Origin of the sequence: Shewanella sp. WE21 (assembly GCF_002966515.1) — a bacterium.
GTDB lineage: Bacteria > Pseudomonadota > Gammaproteobacteria > Enterobacterales > Shewanellaceae > Shewanella > Shewanella oncorhynchi.
This window is the reverse complement of record NZ_CP023019.1, coordinates 1,629,336-1,643,539: the sequence shown is the minus strand read 5'-3', so window position 1 is coordinate 1,643,539 and position 14,204 is coordinate 1,629,336. Positions and strand designations below refer to the sequence as shown.

Annotated in this window: 12 protein-coding genes; 2 read left to right on the top strand and 10 right to left on the bottom strand. The window is 44.9% G+C overall.

All coding sequences use genetic code 11. The annotated features are described in order from the left end of the window. Positions 1–150 precede the first annotated feature (150 nt). Positions 151–540, bottom strand: a complete 390-nt coding sequence (locus tag CKQ84_RS07035; RefSeq protein ID WP_105250682.1) for a hypothetical protein — start codon at positions 538–540, stop codon at positions 151–153. Between the two features lie 615 nt (positions 541–1,155). Between CKQ84_RS07035 and CKQ84_RS07030 the strand changes: the two genes are divergently transcribed. Further along, positions 1,156–4,803: an EAL domain-containing protein gene (locus CKQ84_RS07030; protein ID WP_105250681.1), complete on the top strand. Its 3,648-nt coding sequence runs from the start codon at positions 1,156–1,158 to the stop codon at positions 4,801–4,803. 97 nt (positions 4,804–4,900) lie between these two features. Continuing rightward, the gene (locus tag CKQ84_RS07025) at positions 4,901–5,377 is read left to right on the top strand and encodes a cytoplasmic protein (RefSeq protein WP_105250680.1); all 477 of its coding nucleotides are present in this window, start codon (positions 4,901–4,903) and stop codon (positions 5,375–5,377) included. Between the two features lie 24 nt (positions 5,378–5,401). On the opposite strand, the gene CKQ84_RS07020 is transcribed toward CKQ84_RS07025, so the two are convergent. From CKQ84_RS07020 to CKQ84_RS06980, 9 genes are all read right to left on the bottom strand, one after another. After that, on the bottom strand, positions 5,402–6,466 hold the full coding sequence (locus CKQ84_RS07020; RefSeq protein ID WP_105250679.1) for a sulfate/molybdate ABC transporter ATP-binding protein: 1,065 nt from the start codon (positions 6,464–6,466) through the stop codon (positions 5,402–5,404). A 27-nt stretch (positions 6,467–6,493) separates the two neighbouring features. Next, positions 6,494–7,345, bottom strand: a complete 852-nt coding sequence (gene cysW / locus CKQ84_RS07015) for a sulfate ABC transporter permease subunit CysW (protein ID WP_105250678.1) — start codon at positions 7,343–7,345, stop codon at positions 6,494–6,496. 4 nt (positions 7,346–7,349) lie between these two features. Further along, positions 7,350–8,174: a sulfate ABC transporter permease subunit CysT gene (gene cysT / locus CKQ84_RS07010; RefSeq protein WP_011790693.1), complete on the bottom strand. Its 825-nt coding sequence runs from the start codon at positions 8,172–8,174 to the stop codon at positions 7,350–7,352. A gap of 68 nt (positions 8,175–8,242) precedes the next feature. Next, complete coding sequence (locus CKQ84_RS07005; RefSeq protein WP_105250677.1) at positions 8,243–9,256, bottom strand: sulfate ABC transporter substrate-binding protein; 1,014 nt, start codon at positions 9,254–9,256, stop codon at positions 8,243–8,245. Between the two features lie 89 nt (positions 9,257–9,345). Continuing rightward, positions 9,346–9,519, bottom strand: a complete 174-nt coding sequence (locus tag CKQ84_RS07000) for a YezD family protein (RefSeq protein WP_105250676.1) — start codon at positions 9,517–9,519, stop codon at positions 9,346–9,348. Between the two features lie 144 nt (positions 9,520–9,663). Beyond that, positions 9,664–10,239, bottom strand: a complete 576-nt coding sequence (locus CKQ84_RS06995; RefSeq protein ID WP_105250675.1) for an alpha/beta hydrolase — start codon at positions 10,237–10,239, stop codon at positions 9,664–9,666. A gap of 259 nt (positions 10,240–10,498) precedes the next feature. Beyond that, positions 10,499–12,001: a DUF3300 domain-containing protein gene (locus CKQ84_RS06990; protein ID WP_105250674.1), complete on the bottom strand. Its 1,503-nt coding sequence runs from the start codon at positions 11,999–12,001 to the stop codon at positions 10,499–10,501. Positions 12,002–12,149: 148 nt separating this feature from the next. Continuing rightward, complete coding sequence (locus CKQ84_RS06985; protein ID WP_105250673.1) at positions 12,150–13,514, bottom strand: ATP-binding protein; 1,365 nt, start codon at positions 13,512–13,514, stop codon at positions 12,150–12,152. Further along, positions 13,507–14,202 carry a response regulator transcription factor gene (locus CKQ84_RS06980; protein ID WP_105250672.1) on the bottom strand — a complete coding sequence of 232 codons (696 nt, stop codon included), beginning with the start codon at positions 14,200–14,202 and terminating at the stop codon, positions 13,507–13,509. The genes CKQ84_RS06985 and CKQ84_RS06980 overlap by 8 nt, the downstream gene beginning before the upstream one ends. Positions 14,203–14,204 lie beyond the last annotated feature (2 nt).

Genomic DNA, 14,204 nt, shown 5'->3' with positions numbered 1-14,204 from the left:
AGCGTTAACCGGCAGTCGCACTAAGCGGCGTTATCTGAGCGCAAATCCTGAAACCCAAGAGGCATGACACAACAATGTGCCGCCATCCCGAGGCAAATCTAAGATCAGCTTTCAGCGCTTAATGCTTAATTTTAATTTAAAAACAGAGGGTTAAAATGGCGGAGCGCGACAACCGTGGGCGGTATGTTCGAGGGATTTTAGCCTTGGGGGTGCTAAAAAAAGTGAAGCGTTAGTTAAATCGAGATGATTGAAAAATTTGAAGCAGCAGTCGATTAAATGCCATAACTGCAGAATAACGAGGGGATTGAGTAATAACAAGCTGAGCAAACTAGCGCCAATAAACTCGACTAAAAAGCCATTGCTGAGGCTGATTAATTCACTAATATCGACACAACCGCCGATCAACACGGATAAAACGTCAGCAATAGGCAGCACAAACAATAACCCGAAAAACAGGGTTAGATTTGTCATGCTAAAGGTTGAAAGCCGAATAGTTAGGTTCAATCTTTCAACAATGAATTGGCTAAGAGCTAATTTCAATTAATGAGTCCGGCTGAACGGGAAAAGGAGTCAGTTGGCAGAACAAAAAATATTCAGCATGTAACTTTTTTATGCGGCAGGAGGATACCAAGAAGCGGCTATTGAATGAAAGCGGATCCCTGTAGTAAAAGGGCTTTAGTATTAAAAAAACCTTAATTAAAACTAAATTGGATCGTTAGATTTACAAAATTAACATTATTTAAACTGATTTTGTTCTCATAAAATAAAAAAATGTGAAGCCTCTCATTTATTCATTTTGACTAAAGTTGATTTGCTCGTGGCGTCATTGAGTTGATTACAGCCCCTATAAACATGTTCGCTTTACCCGCAAAAAGACTAAGCTTAACTTCTATGGCGGGGCTAATGTTGCCAGTAGTTGTCTTGATGGGTTAGCTTGTTTGTCGCAAGATTGGGCTCGCCAAGTTTGGCTGTGTGATTAAGTGCATTTGAGATCGGCATCCCAAATAAAAACATCACGTTAAATGAGTGATTGCGTCAGTCATTTACGCTATTTACATTAGATAAACCGATTATTAAACTGTGAACTTATCTCGCCCCTGATATGTGCTTGAGATTGAGCCTGTGAGTAGGGCATGATGCTTCTCAATTCTTGAAGTGCGTCAGCATGAAGGACTACACATAAAGTCATTTATCCCATACCTTAAGGTAAACATTTTCATCGCCTTAGCTTACGTTATTGTAGGTAAAATTGGTTTGATGATTGCTTTGCCGCCTGGATATTCTGCTGCAATTTGGCCTGCCGCAGGTATTGCCATTGCCGCTTGTGTTTTATGGAAAGAATATGCGCCTTGGATTGGTGTGTTCATTGGTTCTTTGTTGATTAATCTCAACATCAGCGGACATATCCATTGGGGGTGGTTGCCCTTTGCGATTTCAATTGGCTCATCTATACAGGCAGTGCTTTCTGCCTATGTTCTTGGGCGAGTCGATCATTTATTCACCCTAGATAATCCTAACGCCGTCATTAAATCCTGCTTGAGTTTAGCTTTAACTTGTACTGTAGCGACTGTTTTTGGCAATTTCTCCTTAGTGATTAACGGTACGATTCCACAGTCCGATTTACTGGGTAGTTTAATAAATTGGTGGACTGGGGATTTGCTCGGTGCCGTGATTTTTATCCCTCTGACTATGTTGTTATTTGATAAGCGAGTTATTTGGCGTTCTCGCCGCATTCAGACGGGTGTGCCTTTGCTGGTGGGTTTTTTATTTTGCGTGGGAATTTATTACTACTCAGATATGAATCAGCGCCAACAGTTGCAGGATAAGTTTCTGGTTCAATCTAATGCGATTATTAGCAATATTGAAAGTTTTCAAGATGCTAACCTCCAACAAATTGTTGCCTTAGCAAGCTTGTTCGATAATAGCGAGCAGGTTTCTGAGGATGAGTTTGTACAGTTTGGCAAACGCAATATGTTGATGAAGGATGGCTTTAGAGCTTGGTCTTGGTCACCGCTTGTGGCGGCAGCCGATCAGCAAAGTTTTGAGGCATCAATTCGTTCTGTGGTTGGTGGTTCCTACAAAGTGACTCGTCCCGAAGGCTGGCAGGCGAATACTGATGGTTGGCTAGTCCCTGTGATGTATATTCAGCCGCAGATAGGTAACGAAGCGGCCTTGGGATTAGATCTCAATAGTGAGCCGACGCGAGCTGCTGCCATAGCAAAAGTGCGTGCGACGTTAGCACCCGTGATGACAGCCAAGATTCAATTAGCACAAGATCCCAATGGTCCTGGTGGCACTTTACTCATTGCTCCTGCTTTTGACAGATTGGGTAAGATCTCAGGGTTTTGTTCTGCTGTAATTGATTTGCAAGGCATTATTGATGATGTTGATAGTGTAAAAGGGTTGCAGTGGCAACTGACAGATATGAGTGCGGGCGGTACCTTACTTTATAGCAATACTCAAAAATCGTTTCCCGAATTTAGCAGTAAGCTCTTCAGCGATAAAACTGGGCAGTATTTTCAGGCAAACCTGATGTTAGCGGATCGTCATTGGCATATAGTGATTTATCAATCCTATGCGGTACTGATGGGCGATACTTTTAGCTTATCGCTACTGATGCTTCTGCTCGCCTTTATCACTTGTGCGGTCGTGGGCGGCATGACACTGGTTTCCTCCGGCGAGCGCCAACGTATTGCCGAAAAAGTGACAGAAAAAACCATGGCATTGTCGAAGGAAATTGCCCGCCGTCAGGCTTTTCAAGCTACCTTGGTCGAAAGTGAGCAAAAATATCGAAACCTATTTGATAAGGCCCCAGTGGGGCATGTGCTTAAACGTTTAGATGATGGTCAATTTGTGGCGATTAACCCCGCCTTTCAAGCGATTACGGGTTATTCACTCGATGAGCTTAATCAACTTGATCCTTGGGATCTTACCCCAAAGCGTTATCAATTAAGTGAAACTGAGCAATTAGAGCGCTTAAAGCAGACGCGCCGTTACGGTCCCTATCAGAAGCATTATTTACATAAAAATGGCCAATTAGTGGCGGTGCGCCTCAACGGGGCTTTAGTTACTGGTGCTAATGGTGAACAGCTAATTTTGTTTATTGTCGAAGATATTACTGAGCAGGAGCGTACCGTTGCGCGGGTAAATCTCTTGGCGCAAGTATTTCAGCAGAGTGGTGAAGGCATCACGATTATGGATGCCAACGATATCATTGTGGATGTGAATAGCGCATTTTCTCAGATCACGGGTTATTCCCGAGAGGACATTATTGGTAAAAACTGCCGTTTTATAGAGGCTGAACGAACGGATAAAAGTATCGATTCTCAAGTCCGTGCAGCCCTCGAACAAACGGGTTTCTGGCAAGGTGAAGTCTGGGATAGGCATAAACAAGGCTACGATTTCCCGAAATGGTTGATGATGTCTGTGGTGCGGGATGATTCTGGTGCCGTGAGTCACTATATTGGCAGCTTTACCGATATCAGTGAGCGTAAAGTCAGTGAGGAACGCATTCATTTCCTTGCCCATCATGACTCTTTGACCTTATTGCCTAATCGACTGAGCTTGCAGTCGCGCCTCGAAGTGGTGTTTAAGGATGCTCTGGTATCCCACAGCCAAATAGCGGTAATGTTCATCGACATGGATCACTTTAAAAATATCAACGATACCTTGGGCCATCATGTGGGCGATCAACTGCTGCTAGAGGTGGCCCGACGTTTGAAATACATCGTTGGTGATAATGATACTGTGGCGCGTTTGGGAGGCGATGAGTTTGTGGTTGCCTTGTCCGATACAAACCATGATGAAGTGGCCAGTTTAGCCGAGGCGCTGCGCAGTGGTTTGAGTCAAACCTATGTGATTAATAATCAAGCATTACATTCATCGCCAAGTATAGGGATCAGTTTATTCCCCAATGATGGTGACAGTGTTGAAGCCTTGATGAAAAATGCCGATATGGCCATGTACCGCGCAAAAGCGGCTGGACGCAATAACTATCAATTCTTTACTGCGGCAATGAACACCTTGATCACTGAGCGCCAGCATATTGAAACTGGCCTGAGGCAAGTGTTAGCAAACGACGAATTGCGGCTGCATTATCAGCCACAAATTGATATTAGAAGCGGGCAAGTGGTCAGTGTCGAAGCGCTTGTGCGCTGGCAGCATCCCGAATTTGGCATGATAGCGCCTGACCGTTTTATTCCCATTGCCGAAGAGATTGACATGATCATCCCAATTGGCCAATGGGTGTTAGAAACGGCGATGGCGCAACTTGCTGTCTGGCGCGCTGCGGGTGCCACTGAATTGCGAATGGCGGTGAATCTGTCGGCACATCAACTCCGTAAGGATACGATAGTCGCCGATATTACCAATGTGTTGGTGAAGCACAAGTTGGGCAAAGGCGCACTGGAGCTGGAGATTACCGAGAGTGTGGCGATGCAATATCCTGAGCAGAATGCGCGCTTATTAGCGGAATTGCGCCAACATGGTATCGAGCTCGCCATCGATGATTTTGGTACTGGATATTCCTCTTTATCCTATTTGAAACTCTTGCCCTTAGACAGGTTAAAGCTCGACCGATCCTTTGTGAAGGATATTGAGACCGACTCGAACGATGCAGCCATTAGCGCTGCAACTATTTCTATGTCCCATGAATTGGGGTTAACTGTGGTCGCTGAAGGGGTTGAAAACGAGGCGCAATTGGTATTATTGTCGAGCATGGGGTGCGACTTAGTGCAAGGGTTTTACTTTAGTAAACCCTTAGCGGCAGAAGAGTGTTTCCGCTTTATCCAGCGTAATTTATAACGGCATAGTGTTGTTGTTTTTCTAATGCTGGCGCAGAGTTGGACTATACTTGAGTTCGCATTATGCATGCGTTAATCAAAATACTAAGGATGGTTTTATGCAAGTCATCTTCACTAAAGGTACTCAGCGTTATGGCCAGTTGCGCTGTGTGCGCATGGACGGTAGTGCGACCCAAACCCAAATGCCAGAACAAGGTATAGCACCTCACGATATGATCCACTATGTGGTTGAAAAACGCCTGCATATTCAAGGTGCTTTCTTCTCGCAGATCAGAGCTGGCGCCGATATCAGCTTTACCTTAGAGCATAATGAAACCTCCCGCGCCATCGCTGATAAAACGGAGGTGTGGCAAGCTGAATCCATAGTTGAGACCCTGCAGTCGCTACTGTGGGCGGGTGAAACGCCAACCTATGACGGCTTTATTTATCTGTTAGAGCAAGCCTGTAGCAGTCGAGACTTGGCCGTTCCTACTGTTAACCAAACAGATTTTGATCATATTCTCAATGAGATTATGGATTTGAGTGTTGAGTGGCAGGGAATGGGAGAAGGTCAGTCCTTGACCTTGAAGTTCTGATCTATTGATTAGGGCGGTGAGTGGTTAAATGCCTTCCCCTAAAAAGACTTTGGTATAGCGCGGTTGGATCCAAGCGCTATCACCTTTGTTTATGCCAAGCTGTTTAAATTGCACTTTAGATAATTCAACATGGATCAGTTGGTTATTTAGCTCAGTTAGGACTTCTAATCTTACTGCAGGGCCAACTATGGTCACTAAGTCTAAACTGACTTTAAGGGCATTTTCAGTTGGTTGTGTCAGTACCTCGATTTCGTGTGGACGAACATAGGCCAAGCCTTGTTGCTCTTCGTTAATCGTGTGCTCAGGTGAGGGAATGTGGATATTGCCTATAGTGCTATGCCCTTGTTTTACCCGGGCATGAAATAGGTTCACATTGCCAAGAAACTCGTACACAAAAGGATTGCTTGGATTATCATAGACTTCTTCTGGCGTACCTTGCTGCTCGATACGACCTTGATTCATCACTACAATTTTATCTGCGACTTCGAGTGCTTCTTCCTGATCATGGGTCACAAATACGGTAGTGACATTAATCTCATCGTGTAAGCGTCTTAACCAGCGGCGTAATTCTGCGCGGACTTTTGCATCGAGCGCGCCAAAGGGTTCGTCTAACAGTAGAACCTTAGGTTCGACCGCAAGCGCGCGGGCGAGTGCGATGCGTTGCCTTTGACCGCCTGAAAGTTGTGATGGATAGCGATTAGCAGTCCAATCTAATTGGACGAGTTTGAGTAATGAATGCACCTTATCGGCAATGTCTGCCTTAGTCGGACGTGTCTTTCGTGGTCTGACTGTGAGTCCATAGGCGACATTTTCGAATACAGTCATATGTTTAAATAGGGCGTAATGTTGGAATACAAAACCGACACCGCGTTCACTCACATGCTGTGTGGTGATGTCTTCGCCATTAAATCTAACTATGCCACTGTCGGCCTGTTCGAGTCCGGCAATAATCCTGAGTAAAGTTGTTTTGCCTGAGCCGGATGGGCCTAAAAGGGCCGTCAGCTCTCCGGTTTTGATCTCTAAATTGACCGAGTCCACGGCAACAAAATCACTAAAACGCTTATTAACTTGTTGAATGTGTATGCTCATAATGCTCTGTTCCTAAGGACGTTGCGTTTAGTTAATTTGATGTTTGCGCTCATCTTTCCACTCCACGAGGCTTTTCAGCACGATAGTGACCAGTGCTAAACCTGTGAGTAGGGATGACACGGCAAACGCGGCCGTAAACATGTATTCGTTATAAAGCACTTCTATGTGTAGCGGCATAGTATTGGTCTCACCGCGAATGCGCCCAGAGACCACTGCTACCGCACCAAACTCGCCCATAGCGCGGGCATTACACAGGATCACGCCGTAGAGTAAGCCCCACTTAATATTCGGTAAAGTGACGTACCAAAAGGTCTTTAAACCACTGGCGCCTAAGGTGAGTGAGGCCTCTTCTTCATCTTTGCCCTGTTGCTGCATCAGTGGGATGAGTTCACGGGCAATAAAGGGTAAAGTGCCAAACATGATGACAATGACTATGCCCGGAACGGCAAAAATCACTTTTAAATCATGGGCAGCAAGCCAAGGCCCAAACCAGCCTTGGGCACCAAAGAGGATCACAAAAATCAGCCCGACCACGACGGGTGAAATGGCGAAGGGCATATCGATTATCGAGATCAGTATGGTTTTGCCTCTAAACTCAAATTTAGCAATAGCCCAAGCGATGGCGACACCAAAAATAGCATTGGTGGGTACAACAATAATTAACACTAATAAGGTGAGGCGAATGGAAGCGAGCGCATCGGGATCGGTCACGGCTTGCCACCAGATCTTGAGACCCGCTTCAAAGGCGCCGTAGAGCACAACCGCTAATGGCAAAACCAGAAACAGTGCGAGAAAGCTTAATGCGATCCCGATTAAACTCCACTTTATCCAAGGTGCCTCAGTGGTAGCTTGATAATTTACAGTCGATATTTGGCCCATAGACTTAACCTCTTTTACTCGCCCACCACTGTAGGCTATTAATTAATAACAATAAGAGGAAAGCTGCTGCGAGCATGACCACTCCGATAGCCGCAGCGCCGTTATAGTCATATTGCTCAGCTTTGGACACTATCAGTAGCGGAGTAATTTCGGTGCGATAGGGCAAATTGCCCGAGATAAAAATGACGGAACCATATTCGCCTACTGCACGTGCAAAGGCTAAGGCGTAACCCGTTAATAATGCAGGTAATACCGCAGGTAGGATCACTCTTCTTATGGTGGTTAATCGATTAGCACCGAGGGATGCAGATGCTTCTTCAAGTTCCTTTGAAAAATCAGCCAAAACCGGTTGTACTGTTCGTACGACAAAGGGCAATCCAATGTAAGTTAAGGCGATCACAACACCAATTTGACTGTAGGCGACTTTAATACCCCATAAGTGTAAATATTGACCTACCCACCCGGTAGTCGAATAAAGCGTTACGAGCGCGATACCTGCGACAGCCGTCGGTAAGGCAAAAGGCAGATCGACTAAAGCATCGACGACTTTTTTACCAAAAAATTGATAACGTACTAACACCCAAGCGACGAGAGTCCCAAAAATGGCATTAATGCTGGCGCCAATAAAAGACGCCGTAAATGACAGCTTGTATGAGGCTACAACCTGAGGATGACTAATTGCGACCCAAAAGTCAGCCCAACTCATTTGCAGCGTAAACAGAACTAATCCGGCTACAGGAATAAGAAATAGCAAACTTAAATATAAAACTGAGAAGCCTAAGGTAATACCAAATCCAGGTAGCACAGATTTTATGACAACCTTGCTCATATCATTATTCCGTCGCGAGATAAGTGAAACCAATGGGCGGTTTCGTATTAATGAAACCGCGTAAAAGATTACTTGCTAATCTTGGTTAAAATAGAATCGAATTGACCACCATCATTAAAATGAGTTTTTTGTGCTTTGTTCCAGCCACCAAAAACCTCATCAATGGTAAAGAGCGTCAGTTGTGGAAACTTGTCTTTGTATTGCAACGCAATGTCTGGGTTTGTCGGGCGATAAAAGTGTTTTGCAGCTAGGTGTTGTGCTTCATCAGTATAGAGATGTGCTAGGTAAGCTTCTGCTAACTTAAGTGTCCCTTTGCGATCGACATTTTTATCTACCACTGTCACTGGTGGCTCAGCAAGAATACTGACACTTGGAACAATAATTTCAAATTCACCTTTTCCTAACTGCTCAACAGATAATATGGCTTCATTTTCCCAAGCGATGAACACATCGCCAATGTTACGCTGTACAAAGGTATTGGTTGCGCCACGGGCGCCTGAGTCCAGCACAGGTACGTTTTTATAAATCTGAGTGACAAACTCTAACGCTTTTTCTTCTGAGCCGTATTGCTTCAGTGCATAACCCCAAGCAGCGAGATAGTTCCAGCGTGCCCCGCCTGAAGTCTTAGGATTTGGGGTAATGACTTCTACACCTTCACGAACTAAGTCATTCCAGTCATGGATATTTTTGGGATTTCCCTTGCGAACCAATAGCACTATGGTCGAGGTATAGGGCGAGCTATTGTGTGGCAGGCGACTTTGCCAATTTTCAGGAATTAAATCCGCTTTTTGTCTTAATGCATCAACGTCATAGGCCAGTGCTAGTGTGACAACATCTGCTTCTAATCCATCAATAACGGAGCGAGCTTGCGAGCCTGAGCCACCGTGAGATTGACGTATGGTTGGGGCTTTATGGCCTTGTTTTTGCCAATATTGGCCGAAGAGTTGGTTATATTCCCGATAGAATTCACGGGTTGGATCATAGGAAACATTTAATAGCGTATCTTCAGCGAGTGCGAGAAAACTAGCCGAGGCCAAAACTAAGGTGAGTGTTGCTTTTTGTAGGTGAGATAAAATATTCATACCGAAATCCTCATATTATTTAATAAGGCTTCCGGTTGACCGGTCAGCGATGTGGTCTAACTGTGTTGATTGGGTGGTAAATTTCGTTTTTATTTTGACGGCGTAACTTGGTCTAAACGAATTTTTTCTTTTTTTTCTAATTGCACTAATTTCCCATGGTGAAAGGTTAATTCCACTGTCCCAAACTCGATTCTACCCAGTAGTTTTTCTAAACTATTGACGAGCACGGGGATCACGGTTTGTAGATCTTCTTTGGTTGCCATATCAGTCCTCATGTAAGTGGTTTTTGACAACGTAATTGGAATTATAATCAAATATTGATAACTAAAAAGTTACATTTTGCGATTTGATATTCTTTTATGTAATAAGTGTGTCTTTTGTGTCTTTGAGTTTGCGAGATCGTTAGGCTAGATCTGAGTTGCACTTTCTATTTGATAGATAAGATTACCAATAAGCACATCAATGAGGGGCCACTGTCCATGTCCGGAATCGACATTAATGTGGCCACTTAACCCTAAGTTGATTGTTGGGAATCCAAATTTCTTTGCCAGTTTTGCAGCTTGATTAAAGGGCATCCAAGGATCGTTTTCACTGGCAATGACAAGCCCTGCGACACCTAAGGGATATTTTGGCAACAAGTGTTTGATCGTTTGAGTGCCATCGTGTTCATGCAGAATGTGTCCATTCTCAGAAAATCGTGCTGGTGATGCTGGCGCGACTAAAATAGCTGCTGCTACCCGCTGTGGATGATGAGCGATGGCAAGGCTTGTCGCTAAACAGCCAAAACTGTGGGCGAGGATGAGGATTTCACCTTCGATTTGATCGATTGCGCGGCAAATGGCATTGGCCCAGATATGAATCTTAGGCTCCAATAGTGGTAAGTCATTGACCCATATAGCTGATTCATATTTTTGTGCAATCCAACTTTGCCAATGTAAAGGGCCGCTACCACCAAACCCTGGCACAATTAATAAGGTTGCCATATTTCATCCTCCAAGATGTGAGTTGATAAGAGAGCCAAATGACGACCGGATGAAGCCAGTTTGACTCGCACTCTGACTATATCTGCAAATTTGGTTATTAAAATTGTTATTTATAGTTCATTTTAGAATATGAGATGTATTTAGGATCTTAACTCTGGAGGACGTTGCCTTTGTGAGGTGATGTTACAGATAAATAATCCATAAAAATGCCCAGTAAGAGGGTGAGTCTTCTGGGCACTCGTTTTCAGTTTATATCTTGTTATTCCCTATGACGGCGTTCTTGGCTTTGAGTTGATCGACCTTGGTTATGTTCTACCGAGCGAGCGGTTTGCGCATTTTGGCGTGGTTCACTTTGTCTCACTTTCACTTCTTCGCGTTGTCTAGGCGCCGCTTGTCTTGGTTGTTCAATCCGTTGTGGCTCTGTACGTCTTGTTTCAGGTCGTGGCGTTTCAACTCTTGGGGTCATAGTTCTTGGTTTTTCTTGCCTTTGTGACTGTGCCCTTTGTTGATCGACATTACGCGGCTGTGACTCCCGAGTTTGATATTGCCTTTGCTGAGGCTCCTTTGATGGCATTGGCTTTGACTGCACGGGTCTTGATTGCATGTCATTACGCTCCTTGTGGGTTGGTGTTTGTACCATAGTCGCTGCGCGACGCTCCTTTAACTCGGCTTGCGTTTTCTGATAACTCGGCGCGCGGTTATCACGTTCACGGCTGACGTTGTGATAGTCTTTATTATCACGACTTTTATTGCCCTGATTACTCATATTACCCAGATTACTATGGGTATCTTGGCGTTCTTTAGACTTCGAATATTGGCTATTGAAGTGCTGTTTACTGCCGCTTGAGTGTGAATCTCTGCCGCGATATTTATCATCATGGTAATAGCGTTGTTTCACCACTGGATTGTGATAACTCACACCGCGTCTATGTTCGGGTTTATGTTTCCAAGGTTGTGCGCCATGGCTAACACTGTATCTTTCCCGTGGGCGATATCGGTGTGAATGGCGATAGTCGATCACCACCACTTTATGGTTGTGCCAGTGGAACGAACTGAAGAAGTAGTTAAAGGAAATATGGATGCCCGGTGACCAGTAGAAATGGTTATGACTCGGACGATAGGGATAGCCAGCATAGCCGCCAAATTCCCAATATACGGGTGGATAAGCCACTCCCCAACGCCATGTGCCGTAAACCACGCGTGGATCGTAATAGGGGACGTAGACGATTTCTCGCTTAGCGGGTTCTATGATGATCTGATTGTTGGCGCGGGTAATTGCCATGTTATCCATGTCCGCTAAGCTATTCGCTTTATCAGCCTGTTGTCTTAGGGACTGAATGCTGTTCATCACTTGGCCTTCATCTTCTAAGAAGGCTTCACCGAGTCTTTGAGTCCATTCGAGATCTTCACTCATTTTTTGCAGCAGCGTCGGGAAGGCCAGCAAGGCTTTGACGCTCGGGTCCCAGTCCTGATCTTCGGCTTGCGACATAATTTGGTCGATCGATGATTTGGGGCGCTGGGTTAACCAACGCTGTGCCTGCACTATTTCGAGTGGATAAGTTGAGGCAATAAGTATGTGGGTCAATAAGCTATCGGGATACAGGGCAATAGGCGCCAGCATTTGTTCGAGTTCGGCTTGGCTTGCCGCGGTGCTCGATCCTTGGCTCGCAGATATGCCCGCAGCCTGTGCTGTGGTAGTGAAAGGCAAGGCCACTAATGCCGCCGTTAACACTAGCCAATTCCATCGATGTAGTCTGTTCATGGTTTGCTCCAATAATCCTGTTCGAGGATGTTATGGGCATATTAGGCGTGTGAATATGAACATAAGCTGAAAGTGTTTTGCGGTTAAATATTTATTTATAGCCAAATTTTAAGAGAAGTAATAAACCTATCACATTGAAAATAAAGACTTAAACTGAGTGTGCAAAGCTGATGCTAAATTTGGCACCACCTAAGGTTTCTGAACGAGAGACAGAAATTCTGCCGTTATAGCTGTCGACTAAATCGCGCACGATAGCAAGCCCAATACCATTACCTTGAAGGTAGGAGTCTGCGCGAATACCACGTTCAAAGATTTGATTTTGCAGGGCTTCACTGATCCCTGGGCCATCATCTTCGATACAGATTAGCAGTTGATAGGCATCGCCTGTGACCGTTAATGTCACCGTAGACTTCGCGGCTTTACAGGCGTTGTCGAGTAAATTGCCTAGAATTTCAGTCAGATCTGCTTCATCCCCCTTGAATACTGCGTGTTCTACCATCTCACCGCTGAGATTGATTTGTGGCTCTCGATAAATTTTAGCTAACGTGCGTAATAACTTAGCGGCGACTTCATCGACACGAATACCTAAATGCCACGAGGCCGCCGCTGCGGTTTGGGCACGTTTTAGCTGGTGGCCAATGATCCGGCTGATCACTGATACTTGCTCACTGGAGGATTCGCTTAAGTCGGCCTGACTCTTGATCACCGCCAGTGGTGTTTTGAGGCTATGGGCTAGGTCGGCCAAGGCATTACGATAGCGTTTTCGTTGGGTTTGTTCGGTATTGAGCAAAATATTAAGCTGCCGAGCAACCGCTTGTAATTCAGTGGGGTACTGGCTACTTAGCTGCATCGACTTACCTTGCTCGACGGAATGTAACTCTTGGGTAAAGCGTGCTAAAGGTCGCAACGTCCACAGTAACCAACTCAATTGAAACACTAACATGACTAACATTAAGATCAGCAGCCAAGTCCAAAGCTGTTGATTAAACTGATCAATTTGCTGCTGAAATTCTCGCTCGTCTTTAATGATGTGGATTGTCACTGGCACGTTTTGATTTTGGCTGGCAAAACTGACACTAAAGCTATAAATCAAATGGAGTTGATCGGCGAGCTCGATTTGCTCAAATGCGCTTTGACCTGTGGCTGGGATGGTAAAATGTGGCGGTGGCGTAATCCCCATAAAAGATTGCGAGTGCCACACTATATCTTGTTTGCCGCTGGCGTCTTCAGTGGTTGCAATGGCATACAGTCCTGATTGAATGAGGTTAAAACGATTCTCTAACACTAACTCTGGGATGGAGATTTGTTTGTTTTCGACTTCAGTCACCGCGAGAATCGAATAGACATAGGCACTGAGTTCATTCTTGGTTGCGCTTTTAACTTGTTCAGTAAAGGCATCGTTTAAGGCAACGCCGATCAAAGGTAATAACACTAAGATAAATAATAGCGCGCTGGCAACTAAGCGTGCTTTTAGGGAGTTCAACACTTGCCACGCCATGGCGCGTTTACTCATCGGCTGCTTGCCCGGACGTTAACGCTTTTAGGCGATAACCTTGGCCGCGCAGAGTTTCAATTAAGTTGTATTGATTATCTGGGTCGAGTTTTTTGCGTAACCGGCGGATAAAGACTTCGATGACGTTAGAATCTAAATCAAAATCCTGATCGTAGATATGCTCTGTGAGTACAGTTTTTGATTTGACTTCGCCTTGATGCAACATAAAAAATTCGAATAGCTTGTATTCAGAACCACTGAGATTAACCAGTTCTTCGCCTTTACGTACTTCTAGACTGCTGGTGTTAAGGCTAAAGGGGCCGTTGTAGATCAGGGGGCTGGCCTTACCAGCAGAGCGACGGATCAGGGCTTTTAGTCGTGCGATGAGTTCTTGGGGATGGAAAGGTTTCGTCAGATAGTCGTCGGCACCAGCATCGAGTCCTTCAACCTTATCTTGCCAACTGTCTCTTGCGGTTAAAATCAGGATAGGAAAGTCGCGTTTTTGTTCACGCACGCTACGGATCAAGGCGATACCATCGAGTTTAGGTAAACCTACATCGATAATTGCTGCATCATAGTTGTATTCGAGCGCTTGAAATAAGCCTTCTTCACCATCACTCGCCACATCGATACTGTAATGGGCATCGAGGAGATGTTGCTTTAAGTTAGTCTGTAGTTCTATATCATCTTCAACTAGTAACAATCGCATCG